Below are 18354 nucleotides of genomic sequence, written 5' to 3' on the forward strand. Positions count from 1 at the left end.
GCCGGCAGGCAATCTGATTGGCGGGGCAACCTGAGTTCCCCAATGAATTGTGCACCTCACCGGAACCCGTCAGGCTCTATTCTATCCTATTTTGAGGGTACAGCCTGAAAGTAATATACACGATGAAAAGTTCACCGCAAAATATATGGTTTCTTTACTCGCATTGATTAAGAATAAAGTACAGGCGTAGAATATTGTCAGATTAGGAAGTTGCGATGAGAAAGTGTAATTGGCTTTTGGCTATCTTTGCGGTATTAACTCTTCTTGTGTCAATTCCTATAGCAGCTTGTGCTAAACCAGCCCAGTTTGAGGTCCTCTCTCTGGATGTTACACCGCAAGTGGTCCTTGCTGGTGACATGATTAGTGTTGCAACCCAGGTGAAGAACATCGGACAACGTGAGGGTAGCTATTCCGCTGTCCTGAATGTTGATGGTGTTGCAGCAGCGACCCAAACTATTACACTATTGCCAGAAGCATCTCAAAAGTTAGTCTTCTCTTTAACCGAGGATAAAGCTGGCTCATATCAGGTTTCTGTAGGGGAACTTAGTGCAAGCTTCAAAATAAAAGAACCTACATTAGAGCAGTTGAAGGTTGATTATCCGGAGTTATACCAAGAACTACTCAAATTACCTGAACTGACGGAAATTGATGAAAAAGATAATGAGGCAATTAGGGAAATCGCATACCTAGCCCTGCGGCCAGAATACAAGGTGGCTTTTGAGTCTATACTTAATGAGGGTGTAAAGGACAAGAGGAAATATTGTTCGCCTTTGGAGGCATTACTGTGGGTTGCATACGACAAGGAGTTGGATGATGAGCATAATCTGCTGGAGAAGTACTCACTTACTGAGCTGCTGAAAGAAGCGTGGGTGATGTCTGCTGAGTCGAACTACTACTCCGATAAATGGAAGGATTTCGATACCGTGATAAGCAGGCTGAGTACGCCACAATTAGTGAGTATGTATATGATACAGAATATACAGTATGACTACGAGAAGTTCCCAAAAGTGGTGGAAACGGGCACAGTCGTCTATAGAAAGCCAAATCAGACTTTTAGAGACAAGAGAGGCGTCTGTGGGGAGCAATCCAGCTTTGCATTGTATTGTCTATTGCATAATGGTTACTATTACGATGACTTTGAGAATCACACGGATAGAGCGGCGTGCATTTTACGCATTAAAAATGCCGAAATGTTACACGTTACAGATGCCAAAGGGCCTATATCGGAATGGATTATTTATCATGAAGTCTGTTTATACTCGGACGAAGGCCAATTCTATTACATAGAAGGCGGCTCCATAAAAGGTCCCTTTGCTACTATTGAAGAAGCAGCATATTCCGTAATTAGCGCCCAGGGCTTTAAAGGCGTGAGAGCTTATACCTTCCTTGATGTAGATCAGGAGGAAACTAAATCTGTACCTGTAAAGTGACTCGCTCAGGGAGATAGCGTTTTTCTTAAGGCTCTTGTGTTAATTTTCCTGTTCGGTTATTATTGTCACTGGATTATGTTTTTGTACGTTTGATAACTTCAGTGCGAATCTGAGGCTAGCTTCAAACATGGCATAGATCAAATTCAATAGGAGGTAGCAAATGTCGAAAACAATATCAACAATTGCGCTGACGATTCTCTTTGCAATTGCTTTGACACTCGGGACAGGATGTCGTTCTCAGCAAGCTGCATCTCCAACTACTACTGTTACTTCCGTTGCTCCAATTCCTGCAGCTCCAGTATTGATTGCCCCGGTTAACGAGAGCACGACATCAGGATTAGCCGTCAAGCTGGAATGGCAACCATCCACTGGCGCAACCACTTATAGTTTGCAAGTAGCCACCGACTCTGCCTTCACTAAGTTGGTCGTAGAAAAGCCTAGCCTAGCTAGTACATATTATGAAATGGCTTCGGAGCTTAGCTGGAATACTGGCTACTACTGGAGGATGAGTGCTTCAAATGCCAGTGGTACATCATCTTGGTCAATGCCTCGGACGTTCAGCACGCCGATTTTCCAATTGGGAAAGATCGCATTCTCCAAACGTGAAGATGGAGCTGGTACCGAGGAAATCTACGTCATGAGCGCGGATGGCAACAACCAAACTCGGCTCACTAATAACAATGCGACTGACTGCTGGCCGACATGGTCACCGGACGGCAGCAAAATTGCGTTTCAATCGATACGCACTGGTCAAAATCAAGTCTACGTTATGAATGCAGACGGCAGCAACCAGACCAATCTCACTGATAGTCCTGGGAACTCTGCCATGCCGGCATGGGCGCCAGATGGCACCAGGATTGCTTTTTCTTCCGACCGGGGCGGCAACAACGGAATCTACGTTATGAATACTGAAGGTAATAATCAGACGAGACTTACAGATAATGTCGATGGCTTACCATCGTGGTCCCCGGATAGTGCCCAAATTGTCTTTGCAAGAGAGGTGTCTTCCGGCAAGAATCAGATCTACATTATGAATGCAGACGGCAGCAATCAGACACGAATTACAAACAATGCGGCAAATGACTGGGCCCCTGTTTGGTCTCCTAAAGGTACGCAAATTGCATTCATGTCTAACCGAGATGGCAATTGGGAAATTTATGTTATGAACACAGATGGTAGCAGCCAGACGAGACTTACTAACAATCCTGCGATGGATGGGTTACCAGCTTGGTCACCAGATGGAACCAAAATTGCCTTCCTTAACATTCAAGGCGCAAAATCTGATGTTTATACCATGGATGCCAATGGTAATAACCAAGTTTGCATTGCACCAGATATTCAGCACGATATGCCTTTGGCATGGCGGTGATTTTTCGTTTAAGTCAGAGTGATCAGAGTATGAACTGACATTGAGGCAAGGTACGCCTACACGAAATGGCTTTCTGTTCACAGAGCCCAGAAAATGCCGCCGAGCATTTTCATGAATGAATTGCCATACTACTATATAACCCCACCACGCCAGCCACTATTAAGACCATCGAAGTGATCTTCAAAGCAGTTATAGGTTCTTTGAAGTACAACACGCCAATGACACCTATAAGCAGGACTCCTAGTCCCGCCCAGACTGCGTAGGAGAGACTCAAATCTATATACTTCAACGCAAAAGTGAAGGCAGTAAAAGAGAGTCCATAGAAAACGAAAATAAGAATGGACGGCAATAACCTTGAAAATCCCTGGGATAACTTCATGCACGTAGTACCGCAGACCTCTAAAATGATAGCTATAGATAGAAACAGCCAACCCATAATATCGTGCCTCCTTAGAACTTGATTCAGATAACTGGTCTCACGTGTTGCTTCATCTCGTCGCCAGAGCAACAGATGAAGAGTGAGACTGTTCAATGCATGAAAGCGTCAGGAAAGTGTTCATATTTTACTCTGCTAGCTGCTCGGATTATAGCTGCCCGCTAAGTCTCAAGCAACTAATGCGTGAAATTCAAAACGAACAATGGAGCTGCACGTTCTGACGGACTGTGCAGCAAAAAGATAACCGCCTTCCTAAAAAGGTTGACTATTATGACAGCTAGAGATAGGATAGTAGCAAACACATTCCGACAGCTTGGTTGAAAACCTAGCTCCCTATTAGGGCGGCGGAAATTGATAAGCACTGATAGAACCTTCATAACCAATGAAGAGGGGAATACCCTTCAAGACAGGTTCCGCATTCTTCTAAAAGACACCAGCTTCTTCGATGTTCTGGTTGGGTACTTTTATACCAGCGGCTTCTATACCCTTTATCAATCATTAGAAAATACCCAGAAAATCAGGGTTCTGATTGGTATCAATACTAATAAGCAAACCGCAGACCTAATTCAGCAGTCTCAGACTCCAACTCAGGGAACATTCCAATTCTCCCACTCTGAGGCAAAAGAGGAATTCTCCAGAACTCTTTCTGGCGAAATAGCGACCTCCGAAGACAATAAAAACGTTGAAGACGGTGTCAGCAAGTTTCAAGAATGGCTCCAAAATGGCAAACTGGAGATTAAAGCCTACCCCTCAGAAAACATTCACGCCAAGCTGTATATTATGACTTTTGCTGAGGGCGGAAGGGATGTCGGCAGAGTCATAACCGGCTCCAGTAACTTTACCCAATCTGGCTTGATAAGCAACCTTGAATTTAATATTGAACTTAAGAATAGGAGCGACTACGAATTTGCCTTAGCCAAATTCGACGAACTTTGGGGAAATGCGGTGGATGTCAAAGACGAATATCTTGAAACCATCCAAACTAAAACCTGGCTTAACAACACCATCACTCCTTACGAACTATACCTTAAGTTTCTCTACGAATACTTTAAGGAGAAGATTAACATCGACCAGGACATTGCAGATTCGCAGTATCAGCCCGAAGACTTTTTGGATTTGAAATATCAAAGGGAGGCAGTAATAGATGCCAAATCAAAACTGGAAGAATATGGTGGTGTATTCCTTTCCGATGTAGTCGGCTTGGGAAAAACCTACATCTCAGCGCTGCTGGCAAATCAGCTTGATGGCAGAAATTTGGTCATTGCTCCCCCCGTTCTTCTGGATGAGGACAGTCCTGGTTCCTGGCCCAACGTTTTCCATGACTTTAAAGAAGCAGCCAAATTCGAATCACTGGGCAAGCTTGACCATCTCATAAAACAGGGGACAGAAAGATATACGAACATATTCATAGATGAGTCTCATCGCTTCAGAACTGAAACCACCGCAACATACGAGCAGTTGGCTCAAATATGCCGCGGCAAGCGCGTAATACTGGTTACAGCAACCCCGTTAAATAACTATCCAAAAGACATTCTCAGCCAGATTAAATTGTTCCAAAAAGCGCGGAAAGGCACCATTCCCAACCTTCCTGATTTAGAAGGCTTCTTTTCAGCTCTTGCCCGGAGACTCAAAGGATTGGACAGACAGTTAGATAGCGATGAATACGTAAGAATTGTCAAGGAAAACGCCAAGGAAATCAGAGAAAAGGTTCTCAAACACATAATGGTACGTCGTACCCGCTCCGAGATCGTTAAATATTTCACTGAGGATCTGAAAAAGCAGGGATTCAAATTCCCCGAAGTGGCTGACCCTGAGCCTATTTATTATCAGTTCAATGAGAATGAAGACAGTGTTTTCACCAAGACTATGGAGCTTATCATCAAAAAGTTTCAATATGCCCGCTATGTTCCCTTGCTTTACCTAAAGGAGGATATCCCCCAACCCGAAGAGTTGGCCCAGAAAAACATGAGAAAGTTTATGAGGAATCTCTTGGTAAAACGGCTGGAAAGCAGCTTTTTTGCCTTCAGAAACAGCCTCGCCAGATTCATTAAATCATATGAACAGTTTCTGGCCGAGTTCGATAAGGGAAATGTTTATGTCAGCAAAAAATATGCCAATAAAATCTTTGAGTTTCTGGAAAAGGATGATGATGAGTCAATCCAGATGCTGATTGATGAGGATAAAGCCCAAAGATTTAATGCCAGTGATTTTGAGGATAATTTCAGAAAAGACTTGGAGAGTGACCTGAAAACGTTGAAAGAGATGGATAAACTCTGGAAAACAATAGATAGGGACCCCAAATTATTAACTATCCTTGACATTCTTAAACAGAGGACAATTCTGAAAGAGAGCAAACTCATCATCTTTACAGAATCACGGGAGACAGCGGAGTATCTTGGAGGTCACCTTGCTAAAGCATATCTGGGCAAAGTGCTGATTTACACTGGCGCCTCTGGCGCCGCCACACGCCAGAGCGTAATTCAAAATTTCGACCGCAGGGCAAAACAACCTCGCAACGATTATCGGATTCTTGTCAGCACTGAGGTCCTCTCCGAAGGCGTTAATTTGCATCAATCGAACGTTGTTATCAATTACGATATACCCTGGAATCCTACCCGCCTGATGCAGAGAGTAGGCCGTATCAACCGCGTCGATACCAAATTCGATACAATCTACACCTTCACTTTCTTCCCCACCACGCAATCGAACGACGTAATTAAGCTGAAGGAAGCTGCCGAATATAAAATTCAAGCCTTTATCGAGATGCTTGGCAATGATGCCAGACTGCTAACAGAAGGTGAAGAAATCAAGTCGCATGACCTGTTCACTCGCTTAACCTCAAAGAAAACCATCACCGGTGAGGATGAAGATGAGGAGAGTGAGCTCAAGTATTTGCAGGTTATCCGAAGCATCAGGGATAACGAACCTGACTTATTTGAAAAGATTAAGCGCCTGCCTAAGAAAGCCCGCACTGCCAGGATAGACGAAAGCGAAGGCAATTCTTTGTTGACCTATTTCCGTAAAGGTAAGCTACAGAAGTTCTATCTGGCTCAAGATCAGTCAACTCAAGAATTAGACTTCTTTTCCGCTGCCAGACAGCTTGAGGTGAATGAAGACACTAAACGCCAGCCTATTCCCCAGGATTATTACGACTTACTAGAGATTAATAAAAAGGCGTTTCAGGTGGCAACAACCGAAGAGGTGCCGGAAGCGAAAATGAGAGGCGGGCGTGATACTGCTACCTTCGTGCTCAGGGTCTTGAAATCAAATCAAATCAGGCATTTCCATGGCTATACCGAGGATGATGAGCTCTATATTAAGCAGGTTATTAAGCTTGTCGAAGAGGGTGGGCTGCCCAAACAGACCACCAAAACGCTGCAAAAGGAATTAAGCAAAGAGCTAAATCCTGTAAAGATACTGGGCATATTGAAGAAGAACATCCCCTCAGAGTTTTTTAAAGAGACGGCGGCTGAAAGCGCTGCTCAGACTTCCGGTCCCAGAGAGGTCATCCTTTCTGAGTACCTTGCAGGCAAATAGATATGGCAAAACCACAAAATAACTACACTTTTATCGACAGCCAGAACCTTAACCTCTCAATTCGTAGTCAGGGATGGACTCTAGACTTTAAACGATTCAGGCAATATCTACGTGACAAATACGGCATAGCCAAAGCCTTTCTCTTTATCGGCTATGTCTATGAAAACCAAGCCCTGTATACTAGCTTGCAGAAGGCCGGCTATATTTTAGTCTTCAAGCCAACGCTCAAACTGCCAAGCGGTAAGGTAAAAGGAAATGTAGATGCAGAACTGGTGCTTCATGCCATGATTGAGTACAAGAACTATGATAAGACGCTTATCGTTACCGGAGATGGCGACCTTTACTGCCTGGTAGACTATCTTGTAAAGAACGGTAAACTGTTAAAGCTAATGATTCCGAACAGAGACAGCTATTCTTCGCTATTCAGGAGGTTGAGACCTCATATTGTATTTATGAATGAGCTCAAAGGTAAACTGGACTATGATAAGAAAAACAAATAAAAAAGAGAGGCATTACCGCGGGACGAAACCCTTTGGTTGGCCTCTCATCGTGATTATGCTAGAAATTTAGCATAATATACTATATTTGTCAAGTGCCAGATGGGTGGTTAGATGGATAAACAGACTGCGATAAGAATAATCAGGGATACCTTTGAAAGCCCATTCGATAAAGCCAGATTTATCTATTTCACCAAGAATCTCCTCAACAAAATTGACGAGACCAAGGCATTCCATATCCAGGGGCATTATATCCCTGAGAGCTTCCGGGACTACGTAAAAGCCTATGAGCGAATCGGTACCTACACCGACCACGAAAACAATAAGATTGATATTCTAATTGTCTACCTACAGAAAGAGACCTCTCTGGAACGTGCTCGCACATCTCAGAGGAATTTTGTTGCCAGATACCTCAAAGAACGTGATGAGAAAGAGGCAGGATTGGTTGCCTTTGTGTCGCCAGATGAGGAAGATTGGCGCTTTTCGCTGGTGAAAATGGATTACCTGTTGGAAGAGTCGCCAAGCGGAAAGACGAAAGTAAGAACAGAACTCACCCCGGCACGGCGTTTTTCCTTCATTGTGGGCGTGAACGAAAGCAGCCATACCGCTCAGAGCCAGTTGGTTCCCATTCTGCAGGATGACGCATATAATCCCATACTCAAACAGTTAGAAGCCGCATTTAACATTGAGAAGGTCACTAAGGAGTTCTTCGAAAAATACCGTGAGCTTTATCATAAAGTTCATGAAGCCCTTGAAGATATTGTTAGCAAAGACCAGAAAGTCCGAGATGATTTTGCGACTAAAGCTGTAAGTACCGTTGATTTCTCTAAGAAACTTCTCGGCCAGATTGTATTTTTGTATTTTCTTCAGAAAAAGGGCTGGTTTGGCGTCGGGCGGGATAAAAACTGGGGGACCGGTCCCAAGAACTTCCTTAGGCTATTGTTCGACAAGAAGAATGTTAGCTACGACAATTTCTTTAACGACGTTTTAGAGTCATTGTTCTATGAGGCGCTAGCCGTAGAAAGAACCGACGACTTTTACAGCCGTTTCAACTGCAAGATTCCCTTCTTGAACGGCGGCTTGTTCGACCCCATCAACAATTACGATTGGGTGCATGCCGACATTCTATTGCCGAATGAGCTATTCTCCAACACGTTCAAAACCAAAGAAGGCGATATTGGCACTGGCGTTCTTGACGTATTTGACAGATACAACTTCACTGTAAAAGAAGACGAGCCTCTGGAAAAAGAAGTTGCCATTGACCCTGAGATGCTGGGCAAGGTGTTTGAGAACCTGCTTGAGGTTAAAGACCGTAAATCTAAAGGCACTTACTATACCCCACGCGAGATTGTCCACTATATGTGCCAGGAGAGTCTCATTAATTATCTAGACACTGCTATTAACACAGGTGATGTACCACTGGTGGCGACGCCGCCACCTCAGGGTAAACTGTTCGGCAAGCCTGACCCAGAGCAAGGCACCCTGAAAGCGCCGGCCTATCGAGCGATTATACCGCGTGAGGACATTGAAGCCTTCATTCGTATGGGAGAGCTGGCGATTGAGCATGATGCAAGAGTGGAAGGCGCCGGAAGAGAAACAAGAGACTATTCCTACAAGCTCCCCGAGAGTATCCGACAGAATGCGGGCTTGATCGACGAAAAGCTTGCAACTATTCGTATCTGTGACCCAGCCATCGGCTCCGGTGCCTTCCCTGTAGGCATGATGCATGAAATTGTCCGCGCCAGAAATACGCTCACAACTTACCTGCCAAAGGACGAGAGCAGAAATAATTACAACTTCAAGCGCCATGCTATCAGGAACTGCCTCTACGGTGTGGACATCGACCCCGGCGCTGTGGAGATTGCCAAGCTCCGCCTCTGGCTCTCCCTGGTGGTTGATGAGGAGGATATCAAGCAGATTCAGCCGCTACCCAATCTCGATTACAAGATTGTCTGTGGCAACTCGCTTTTGGGTGTGGAAAAGAACCTGTTTAATGTTGACCTGTTTAACGAATTGGAGAAGCTTAAGTCATTCTACTTCAATGAAACGAACGCTAAGAAGAAGCAGGAATACAGGAAGCAGATTGACCAGCTAATCAAAAACCTCACGAATAATAAAGAGATGTTTGACTTCGAGGTATATTTCTCAGAGGTCTTCCATGAAAAAGGCGGCTTTGACGTAGTGATTGGCAACCCGCCATATGAAACATCAAGAGGTAAAGGCATAGAGAGTACCTTTAAGGATTATCTTCGCAGAAGCTATGAGACTGCCGAAGACAAATATGACTTTTACACTTTTTTCATTGAGAAATCTTCAAACATAGCTAAAGAAAAAGGTCATGTATGCCTTATCACAGCAAACACATACCTTACGAAACCTCTATCCAGAAAAATAAGGAGGTATCTGCTAAGTAAATGTGAAGTTATCAGTATCGATGAGTTCAAAGGCTTCGTTTTTGAAACTGTCGTTCCCACGGCAATTATCTTATTCGGGAACAAGCCTGCTAATGATAATCATGTAATAAACGTTAGATATGACATAAATAGTGTCGCGGACTTCTTGAATGACAACTTCTCGCAAAGATGCATACATCAGCAAATTTTTGTGAAGGAACCAGATTTTTATATTAATGTCTATGCGGATGAGTGGTTTTTCGACTTTTTTGACAATTTATGCAAACAAGACAATATTATGAAGCTCGGAGTATTAGCAGAGATTTACAATGGCATTCAGACTGGCAATGATAAGAAGTTTGTAAGTTATGAGAGGAGATCTGCCAAATGGGAGAGGGTTATTACAGGTTCGGATATACAAGCCTATTACAAGAGTTGGGGTGGTAAATATATATATTATGTGCCAGAGCTACTACATAGCAATACAAGAAAAACTATCTTCAAAACAAGTAAGAAGATAATCATAAGGCAAACTGCTGATAGGATTATTGGAGCTTATGACGATGAGGGTTATTTTACTTTGGCGAGTACATTTGTAATAAAACAGTTCAAAGAGATGATTTCTCATAAAGTGCTATTGGCAATACTCAATTCTAATCTATTCTTATATCTATATCGGAGCTTAAATAATGAGGAGGGTAGGGTCTTGCCACAGATAAAGAAAAAGCACATTTTTGGCTTACCTATCAAGATTCAATTCCAAGAGAAACCGTTAAATGATTTAGTTGATATTATTCTGTCCATAACCAAAGATGAGGACTATCTCACTAATCCAGCCAAGCAAGCCCAAGTCAAAGAATACGAGCGCCAGATTGACCTGTTGGTATATGAGCTTTACGGCTTAACGTCTGAAGAGATTGCGGTGATGGAAGGCTCCAATAGGAAATAGACCGGTAGCTCCAACAAGATAGCCCTCCGGGTGATGCGCCGAGTTGCCATTGAACATTCCTGACTTCTGTGTAACTAGCTGCTTATGCGACTAACTTAACAAGTGGTATAATTGTTGGAGGCAGGTCAAAGAACTATTTGTATTTCTCTTTAAGGGATTGTATGCCTGATTCTTGGAAAAAGGCTGCAGTTAATATTGGCTTGGCTACGGCTGTTGGACTAGGTGGTGTTGCATGCATTCCAAAGGATGAGAATCCACCAATTCCTATAACTGTTACAGGCATTGTTTATCATGACTATAATGGGGATGGTGCAAAAGAAGAAAATGAGCCAGTTATAAATGGTGTTGAATTGAAGTTTTTTAGCGATGTAGGAAAAAAACAATATGTTACTAAATCAAATCAAGATGGGAGTTATAGCATTGCATTGAAGAAAGGTAAGTATACTTTGGACATCGGTGGGACTGTCGTTGGGTACAACAATCAACATTTCACATATCTCAATATTTCTAAAGAAGAATTCAAATATGCCTCTTTGCCTGTTGAGGTAGTAAATAACATGAATCTTGATGTGAAACTTATGCAGGGGTGGTTGACACTCCCTTTTGACAGAAACACAAAATTTCTAGGAGACAATCCACTCGGTATAATGGACTACGTGGATATGGATGGAAGAGAGGGTTTTACAATGACCTGGAAAAGCACTAAATACGAAGATGATACGTATGATAACCATAATGGAATAGACTTCTACATGGAAGAGAACACTCCAATATTGGCAGCTGCCCCAGGAATTGTAGTTAAACCTTCAAAACCATACAAACCAGAGATGAAATATACCCTTCTAGTAAGTCATGAAAATGTTTATCTTTATCCTCCTTATAAGACTGCAATAACTGAATATTGCCATTTAAATGAGGTAAAGGTGAAACCAGGAGACAAGGTGAAAAGAGGAGATGTTATAGGCCTATCTGGAGGTATCCTAAGAGGAAAAAAGTTAGAAGGTAAACATCTACATTTTGGATTTCTCATCTCAATCTCATTAGATCCTCCTTATAATGAACCTAACACACATTATACAGATCCTTACAGAAATATTGAGACATATTCGCCAGCGACAAATCAATGGACAGTTGACAACAACCCCCAGTATCCATAATTTATTTTTGCTTGAGTTTTTGACCTGCCCCCCGAAAAGTGACCTGCCCCCAATAGTTGTACCACTTCTTAAGTTAGTCCCACAAGCACAATAGCCTCAGGAGCAGGCGGCCGGTAGTTAAGTGCACTATGGGGTCGTTCTTGATTATATTCTTTTCTCCAGCCTTCTATCAATACTCTGGCTTCAGCCAGTGTAGTGAATATCTCACGATTCAGAAGTTCATCCCTTAACTTGCCATTGAATGATTCTATGTAGCCGTTCTCCCAGGGGCTTCCCCTCTCGATGAACAGAGTCTTCACTCCTAATCGGTTCAGCCAGGCGCGTATCTCCCTGGCAGTGAATTCAGTTCCATTATCGGATCGAATATGCTCTGGTACTCCCCTGAAAACAAAGAGCTGGAATAACTTGCCGGCGACATCCTGAGAAGTGATGCGACGACCTACCAGCATCGCTAGACACTCTATGGTGTATTCATCGATTATGGTCAGTATACGAAATGTTCTGCTGTCAGCTGTTCTATCAACCATGAAATCATAGCTCCACACATGGTCTTTATGCTCTGGTCTGAGCCTAATACATGAGCCGTCATTCAACCACAATCGTCCCCGCTTAGGTTGTCTCCTTGGCACCTTTAGTCCTTCCTGCCTCCAGATACGTTCCACGCGTTTATGATTCACCTGCCAGCCCTCGTGCTTAAGCATCGCTGTTATCCGCCGGTAGCCATACCGCCCGTACCTGGTAGCCAGTTCAACGATACGACTCCTCAATTGCTCCTCATCAGAGGGAATCTGCGGTACATGCCGTTGTGTTGCCCTTGCCTGGCTCAGCACCTTACATGCCCGCCGCTCTGAGACTGATAGTACCTGACATACCAGTTCCACTATCCTGCGTCTCTTCGACGGGCTCAGGAGTTTCCCCGGGCAGCCTCCTTGAGTATGGCATTATCTAGAGAAAGATCAGCCACCAGCCTCTTCAGCCTGGTGTTTTCCCTCTCCAGCTCTTTGAGGCGCTTCGCCTGCTCCACATGCATGCCACCGTACTCTCTGCGCCAGCGGTAGTAGGTTTGTTCGGTAACTCCGATCTTTCTGCTGGCTTCGCCGATGGTAGCTCCCTGGCTGATTAGTACTTCAGCCTCGCGGAGCTTGTTAATGATTTGCTCCGGTTTGAACATTCTTCTGGCCAATGAAATAGCCCCCCTTTCTCAATGACCTGCCCCCCGAAAACTGAGCCAGACAAAATGCTGGTTTTGTGGGATGATTAACAATGATGAAGGAGGATCATCCCATGAAGAAGTCCCGGTACACAGCGGAGCAAATTGCCTTTGCCCTGAGGCAGGCAGAGTCAGGGACAGCAGTTCCTGAGGTTTGCAGGAAGATGGGCATCAGTGAGCAGACCTTCTACCGGTGGAAGAAGAAATATGTCGGCATGGGTGTGGCAGAAGTGAGGAGATTGAGAGTCCTGGAGGAAGAAAACAGAAAGCTGAAACAGCTGGTAGCAGACTTGAGCCTTGATAAGCAGATGCTTCAGGATGTGCTACGAAAAAAGTCCTGAAGCCTGCTCAACTGCGGGAACATGTTGAGGCATTGCGGGTTTGTTACGGCACAAGCAAGCGGAGAGCATGTAGTGTGTTGATGTTTCAGAGATCTACGTACTACTACCGGAGTGTAGCAGATGAGCAGGCTGCCCTGAGGTTAAGAATTTGTGATCTGGCGCAGGCGAGGGTAAGTTACGGTTACAGGAGAATTCATGTGCTCCTTGAGAGAGAAGGCTGGGAAGTGAATCACAAGCGGGTATACAGGCTCTACAAGCAGGAAGGCCTTACCATGCGTGCCAAGAGACCAAGGAGACATGTTACGGCATGCAGGCGAGAGGAAATCCCTGCGGCCCAAAGTCCGGATGAGAGCTGGTCAATGGACTTCATGAGCGATGAGATATTTAACGGCCAGAGAATCAGGCTGTTAACGTTAGTGGATAACTTTACCCGTGAGAGTCTGGCAATAGAGGTAGACAGGAGCATAGGTGGTCAACGTGTTGTGGAGGTATTAATGAATATAGCCAAGCAAAGAAGCTTACCCAAAACCATCAGAGTAGACAACGGGCCGGAATTTACCTCGAAGCGGCTGGATCAATGGGCATATTTGAACGGCGTGGAGCTAGACTTCATCCGTCCAGGGAAACCCACAGATAATGCCTTCATTGAATCGTTCAACGGCCGGTTCCGGCAGGAATGTCTGAACGAAAACTGGTTTCTATCATTGGAAGACGCACGGGAAAAAGTCGAGGAGTGGCGTTTGTACTATAATAGAGAACGGCCACATGGCGCCCTGGGTAATCTACCCCCAAGAGAGTTTGCATTGTCTGGGGAGGTAGTTAATTGAAAAACCACGAAACTAGCATTATGGGTGGTACAGAAAAGGGGGCATCTCCATCAATTTCCAGTCTAACATTAATACTGGACTCATTTTCGGGGGGCAGGTCATATTTCCTGAACGGTGACTATCCTTGTGGGAATAACCTTGCCCGCCGAGAGCTGCCAGCGTACAATAAAAGCTAGTAGTCGAATGTAGTGCTCTCTAGATGCGGACGACAAGTGAAGATGACCAATCAGCAAGACCATTCAAATGAGATTTTATGGGTGTATCCATCGAGGACGGAATCTGAAAGCTGGTGGTGCCGCCAATATGGGAACATCGAGATACCACAGGGGTGGGAGTTCCTGTCAACCGGCGATGCCTTCATAACTAGGCAGGTAAAATCCAAGGGGCCATATTGGGTCGGAAAGAAGCCCGCAAAAAGGTACACCAGAACGCTGGGTATATGGGCACCAAAGGAGAATATCGAAACTGCCAAGAAGCTAGCAGAGGAGACAATAGCTCGGAGACAGGTCAAAAGAATTATTTCACGAAAACAACGTGAGAGACAGGAAGCGAAGTATAGGGAGCGATTTGCAAAGGCTGTCTACGAGTATCTCAGTTTTGCTCCTAAGTACGAAAAGCTAGCTTGTGATATCGCTGAGGCTGTTTCGGGGCACGCAACAGAAGTTGGCAGTGAGCGAGTAGGACGAACACGGAAATTATCTCTTGAAGAAAAGGCGATGCTGGCAGCACGAGCGTATATTCGACATAACTATACGTCCTATGATGATCAACTGCTTGAGTTTGGATTCGCACTAGAGCGGGGGGACTTCCTATACCAAGAGGTTAAGGGTGAGGCACAAGAAGCCGTAGATGAGTTCTTGATCCGTCATAGAGAAGGCAGATAAGACAGATACTTGCTTTGTTACCTAATTGAACTTTAGCCTATGTAGTTTTGTGGAAAAAGCTATGGGGAGGTAGGAAACTGGTATCCCGGTGGTTTAGAGGGCTTTCCTGTGGGTTTGGGTGAGATTTGAGAGGAAGGCGTAGATTTTGAGCACAAAAAAGGGGTAGTCGGAGATTTCCAACTACCCCTTAAAAAAGGCATAAAAAAAGGCAAAAGAACCCCTACACTTCAGAGGCTCTTTTGCCTGTGATTGTCTATAGTCAAACTATTCAGTTTTTTGGCAAGGCTTTCCCTATCATTCGTGATAATTATTACTTTGTTTTTTGCTCTTGCTCTCTCATTGTCCCTTTGCCTGTTTATCGGTAGCCTGCAACCGCTAGCACTACCGCTTGAGCTAGTCTCAAAAAGCTAGAGACAAGACGAGTAAGCAAGGCAAGGCTTTAAGCCCAAAGCAAGCCTTGTCCCGAAAGTCGGTTAGCCTTATTCAGTTGTCCAGAGCCTTGCCGACCCGCAATCCGCTGGCATCGGTTAGACGCTCCGCAAGAGGCTTTAGCCTCTCACTAATATAATGCCAAAACAGGCTTAAAATCTTACACTAAAGCTAAACTTTTTTGCCTTTGCCTATTCAAATAGGTATGCTCGGCACTGGCGAGAGGCAATCCGCTTACCTTTTTGTAGGCTATCTTAACCAGCCTTGCTGGTGCTCTATGCAGCCACAATTTGGCATCAAGCCAAGCCTCAACGTCTATCGCCTTATCATCGGCTAGCATCTGGCAAAGCTCTGTCTCGTTGCCTTCGCCATCATCTACAGTCCCGTTGAGACTTGTTATCTTTGGCAGTCTCATTATGTTTCGCCAATACTCCAACACAACATAGCTGGCTACTCTTACCATGCCGCCTTCGGTTAAGCTGTTGCCGTTGCCGTTATACTTTACCTCTATTTCGGCAAGCCTTAAGATAATGTCCTGCCTTAAGTCCTGTCTATCCTCTGGCTTCGCCTTGTATTGAAATTTATCGGCAATCTCGATATACTTTTGCCAATCTAGCATTGTGGTTGACCCCCTATGTTAGATTTGCTCTAGCTATACCCAGCTAGGGCATTTTATTGACCACAAGGCAAGGCTCTGGACTTCTGATATTCAATTCTTAAAGTGCATTCAGCTTTTACCTTTTCGTCTAAATAGAAAAGTAAAAGTTTATCCTATATGATTATGGTACTTTACAAAAGAGGCTTTTGAAAAGGATAAGAAGTAATTACTTTTTATGTTCAGATATGAATAATAGGGTCAAACTTGATGCCAGCAAACTAGCGCTGATTGCAGCTAGCCAGCATACCCGTTAGGTCTGCGTGCTGGTCAACAAGTCAGGCAGGTTTTTGATAGCAGAAGGCTCTGACGCGGCACAGGGGACACCAGAGGGTGAAACCTCGCTTACACGCCTTCCACTCTGGTTTATGCAGGCATACTGTGTCTGTGTGCTCCAGCCTGGCTAAGAGTGCAGCCGGTCCAAACATGTGGAGGCCGCAGCCATAGCAGTGGCTTGAAAAGCGTTTGTCCTGCTTCACCAGTTGCACCGGCATCTGAGCTCCGCATTCAGGGCAAGCCATGTTGAGTTTGCTCATAATCTTTCCCTCATCAGTCAGACAGTTCAGAACTGTCAGACAGACAGACCGTTCAGTATATGTGAACTACCCAATTTACTATGTAAGTTCGTTAGCACTTTCATGAGATATGGTCTTTGTAGTTCCGTAGAGCCAGTCTTATGGCATCGTTCAGCGGTATATTTGTCGGCGTGACTGCGAATAATTCCTCTGCGTCTTTCCTTGGAATGCCCAGACCGGTCAAAGCGGAGACGAACTCTTCCTTCTCAAAACACGAAGCATCGCCACCTAGGAGTAAGGGGGGAGCTGGGAGTGCTTGCGGTTTTTCTAGACGTTTTCTTATAACTGAGGCCACCTTATCGCCTATAACACCCGCATCAACCATACCCTCGATTCCACCCAGTTCCTTGAGATACTCGATGAATCTCTCGAGAATGACGACTTCGTCATCAAGGCCATCTACTGAATAAGTTGTATAGTTTTCGCTCAATTCGATAATCGAGGTCCCCTCGGGTTCCATTTCACCAGACATCAGGCCTATGACGAGATCCAGGGGTAGGCTTCTCCAAAAGAAGTGACCCAGGTCGGAGGGTGTTAGGAGCAGGTATTGATAACCCAGCAGTTGAGTCTTCGGTGCCATCTCTAAGTACATTCCGTAATCGGTCTTGTGCTCTATCCAGGGAAAGGTGAAAATGAAACCATCAATAGTGCCCTCCCCCGGTTCCAGCCAGACCTCGACTTCTACCACAGCATATACATTGAAGAAAAATTTGAGATGAAGAACATCGTCGGCACAAAACTCGGCAAATGGAATAAGAAAATAGCTCGTCCTATGTCGAGTAGTTATGATATTGTCAAACTGCCGATTGAAAATTTCAGCCACCTTCTGCTCGACGATGGCATCTCGTCTTTGCTCCCCCTGAGCAGATGATACGAAGGCAGAGGTGAGGGGCAGGTAAAGCAAATCCCCGACATGAGCCTTGAAGTAGCTCTCAGTGTCCTGTTGCTCTTTGAGAAGCTCAGCTTTGAGCCTGGCCAATTCCTTGTTGAAAGCACGGTTATACTGCTTAGCCTTCTCTCCAGCCCTCTTCCTTCGTTCTTCTTTGTCTTGTCTCGCCTTTATCTCTTCAACCCATCTAAGATATGGTAGTGATTGTGGGTCGCTGAGGTAGTTTTCACCATGAGTGGTGTAAGATATTAATGCTCGGGCAGCACTGTCATTGAATTGCCGATACTCATTTTTATCCAGGTATCTCTGGGCTTTTTCTTCAGGTGGATTCAGTCCTTTCATTGCAGTCTGGATTCTACGCTGCATGTTCCTTTCCTGTTCTTCTTCGGCGAGTTTGGCTTCCTGTGCCCTCCGTTCCTCCTCCGCCTCCTTTGCCTTACGGTCATAGGTCTGCCTTATCAACCGCTTGATTTCAGATTTAGGGAGATAAATCAAAGGCAGACTCATGAAGAAAGGAATATTTTGATTCCTGGTGCAATGCCATAGCCATTCGGCTATCTCTTTTGAGTATCTTTGGAGGCCTGCTTTTTCTGAGTCTGTCAGGTACTTGTGTAAGTCGGCCTCGGCCTCATCTTTGCTTAATTGACTCAACTCGGGTACGTCTTTTAGGATTTCAGCTCGCCATTCGTTCAAGTGCTCTAAAGCTTCCGGGCGGAATTGCTTCTCGAGGTCAGGTTTTAATGGGAATATATCAGCTAGTTCCATAATGTTCCCTG

General features: G+C 44.7%; 13 protein-coding genes. 8 read left to right on the plus strand and 5 right to left on the minus strand.

Going from position 1 to position 18354, the window contains the following annotated elements; all coding sequences use genetic code 11:
• The first annotated feature begins 215 nt into the window (after window positions 1-215).
• Together FJ023_08535 and FJ023_08540 are read left to right on the plus strand one after the other, a co-directional pair.
• The gene (locus FJ023_08535) at window positions 216-1430 is read left to right on the plus strand and encodes a hypothetical protein (GenBank protein MBM4447373.1); all 1215 of its coding nucleotides are present in this window, start codon (window positions 216-218) and stop codon (window positions 1428-1430) included.
• Between the two features lie 160 nt (window positions 1431-1590).
• A complete protein-coding gene (locus FJ023_08540) occupies window positions 1591-2799 on the plus strand; it encodes a DUF5050 domain-containing protein (protein ID MBM4447374.1) in 1209 nt (402 codons plus the stop codon).
• A gap of 109 nt (window positions 2800-2908) precedes the next feature.
• Here FJ023_08540 and FJ023_08545 read toward each other — a convergent pair whose 3' ends face one another.
• On the minus strand, window positions 2909-3235 hold the full coding sequence (locus FJ023_08545) for a multidrug efflux SMR transporter (GenBank protein ID MBM4447375.1): 327 nt from the start codon (window positions 3233-3235) through the stop codon (window positions 2909-2911).
• Window positions 3236-3589: 354 nt separating this feature from the next.
• Here FJ023_08545 and FJ023_08550 point away from each other — a divergent pair, with 354 nt between their 5' ends.
• From FJ023_08550 to FJ023_08565, 4 genes are all read left to right on the plus strand, one after another.
• Window positions 3590-6772, plus strand: a complete 3183-nt coding sequence (locus FJ023_08550; protein ID MBM4447376.1) for a helicase — start codon at window positions 3590-3592, stop codon at window positions 6770-6772.
• A gap of 2 nt (window positions 6773-6774) precedes the next feature.
• Window positions 6775-7272, plus strand: a complete 498-nt coding sequence (locus tag FJ023_08555) for an NYN domain-containing protein (GenBank protein MBM4447377.1) — start codon at window positions 6775-6777, stop codon at window positions 7270-7272.
• Window positions 7273-7383: 111 nt separating this feature from the next.
• Window positions 7384-10611 (plus strand): class I SAM-dependent DNA methyltransferase, encoded by a 3228-nt coding sequence (locus tag FJ023_08560; GenBank protein ID MBM4447378.1) that lies wholly within the window; start codon window positions 7384-7386, stop codon window positions 10609-10611.
• A 161-nt stretch (window positions 10612-10772) separates the two neighbouring features.
• A complete protein-coding gene (locus FJ023_08565; protein MBM4447379.1) occupies window positions 10773-11768 on the plus strand; it encodes a M23 family metallopeptidase in 996 nt (331 codons plus the stop codon).
• Between the two features lie 68 nt (window positions 11769-11836).
• Here FJ023_08565 and FJ023_08570 read toward each other — a convergent pair.
• Window positions 11837-12951, minus strand: a protein-coding gene (locus FJ023_08570) for an IS3 family transposase (GenBank protein MBM4447380.1) whose coding sequence is annotated in 2 segments (ribosomal slippage) — window positions 11837-12687 and window positions 12687-12951 — 1116 coding nt in all. Because the reading frame shifts where the segments join, the coding sequence is not laid out codon by codon here.
• Window positions 12952-13052: 101 nt separating this feature from the next.
• Here FJ023_08570 and FJ023_08575 point away from each other — a divergent pair.
• Window positions 13053-14146 (plus strand): IS3 family transposase gene (locus FJ023_08575; GenBank protein MBM4447381.1). Its coding sequence is split into 2 segments (ribosomal slippage): window positions 13053-13314 and window positions 13314-14146, totalling 1095 coding nucleotides; the frame shifts between segments, so codons are not numbered across the junction.
• A gap of 212 nt (window positions 14147-14358) precedes the next feature.
• Window positions 14359-15030: a DUF2293 domain-containing protein gene (locus tag FJ023_08580; GenBank protein MBM4447382.1), complete on the plus strand. Its 672-nt coding sequence runs from the start codon at window positions 14359-14361 to the stop codon at window positions 15028-15030.
• Window positions 15031-15619: 589 nt separating this feature from the next.
• Here FJ023_08580 and FJ023_08585 read toward each other — a convergent pair.
• From FJ023_08585 to FJ023_08595, 3 genes are all read right to left on the minus strand, one after another.
• Window positions 15620-16078 carry a hypothetical protein gene (locus FJ023_08585; protein MBM4447383.1) on the minus strand — a complete coding sequence of 153 codons (459 nt, stop codon included), beginning with the start codon at window positions 16076-16078 and terminating at the stop codon, window positions 15620-15622.
• A 314-nt stretch (window positions 16079-16392) separates the two neighbouring features.
• Complete coding sequence (locus FJ023_08590; protein ID MBM4447384.1) at window positions 16393-16650, minus strand: hypothetical protein; 258 nt, start codon at window positions 16648-16650, stop codon at window positions 16393-16395.
• A 100-nt stretch (window positions 16651-16750) separates the two neighbouring features.
• The gene (locus tag FJ023_08595) at window positions 16751-18343 is read right to left on the minus strand and encodes a hypothetical protein (GenBank protein MBM4447385.1); all 1593 of its coding nucleotides are present in this window, start codon (window positions 18341-18343) and stop codon (window positions 16751-16753) included.
• Window positions 18344-18354: the final 11 nt, after the last annotated feature.

This window comes from Chloroflexota bacterium (genome assembly GCA_016875875.1).
Lineage (GTDB): Bacteria > Chloroflexota > Dehalococcoidia > GIF9 > UBA5629 > 9FT-COMBO-48-23.

Bases quoted from the DNA above. Each gene is read 5' to 3' on its own strand.
- FJ023_08535 (MBM4447373.1), top strand. From the start codon at position 216: ATGAGAAAGTGTAATTGGCTTTTGGCTATCTTTGCGGTATTAACTCTT.
- FJ023_08540 (MBM4447374.1), top strand. From the start codon at position 1,591: ATGTCGAAAACAATATCAACAATTGCGCTGACGATTCTCTTTGCAATT.
- FJ023_08545 (MBM4447375.1), bottom strand. From the start codon at position 3,235: ATGGGTTGGCTGTTTCTATCTATAGCTATCATTTTAGAGGTCTGCGGT.
- FJ023_08555 (MBM4447377.1), top strand. From the start codon at position 6,775: ATGGCAAAACCACAAAATAACTACACTTTTATCGACAGCCAGAACCTT.
- FJ023_08560 (MBM4447378.1), top strand. From the start codon at position 7,384: ATGGATAAACAGACTGCGATAAGAATAATCAGGGATACCTTTGAAAGC.
- FJ023_08565 (MBM4447379.1), top strand. From the start codon at position 10,773: ATGCCTGATTCTTGGAAAAAGGCTGCAGTTAATATTGGCTTGGCTACG.
- FJ023_08585 (MBM4447383.1), bottom strand. From the start codon at position 16,078: ATGCTAGATTGGCAAAAGTATATCGAGATTGCCGATAAATTTCAATAC.
- FJ023_08590 (MBM4447384.1), bottom strand. From the start codon at position 16,650: ATGAGCAAACTCAACATGGCTTGCCCTGAATGCGGAGCTCAGATGCCG.
- FJ023_08595 (MBM4447385.1), bottom strand. From the start codon at position 18,343: ATGGAACTAGCTGATATATTCCCATTAAAACCTGACCTCGAGAAGCAA.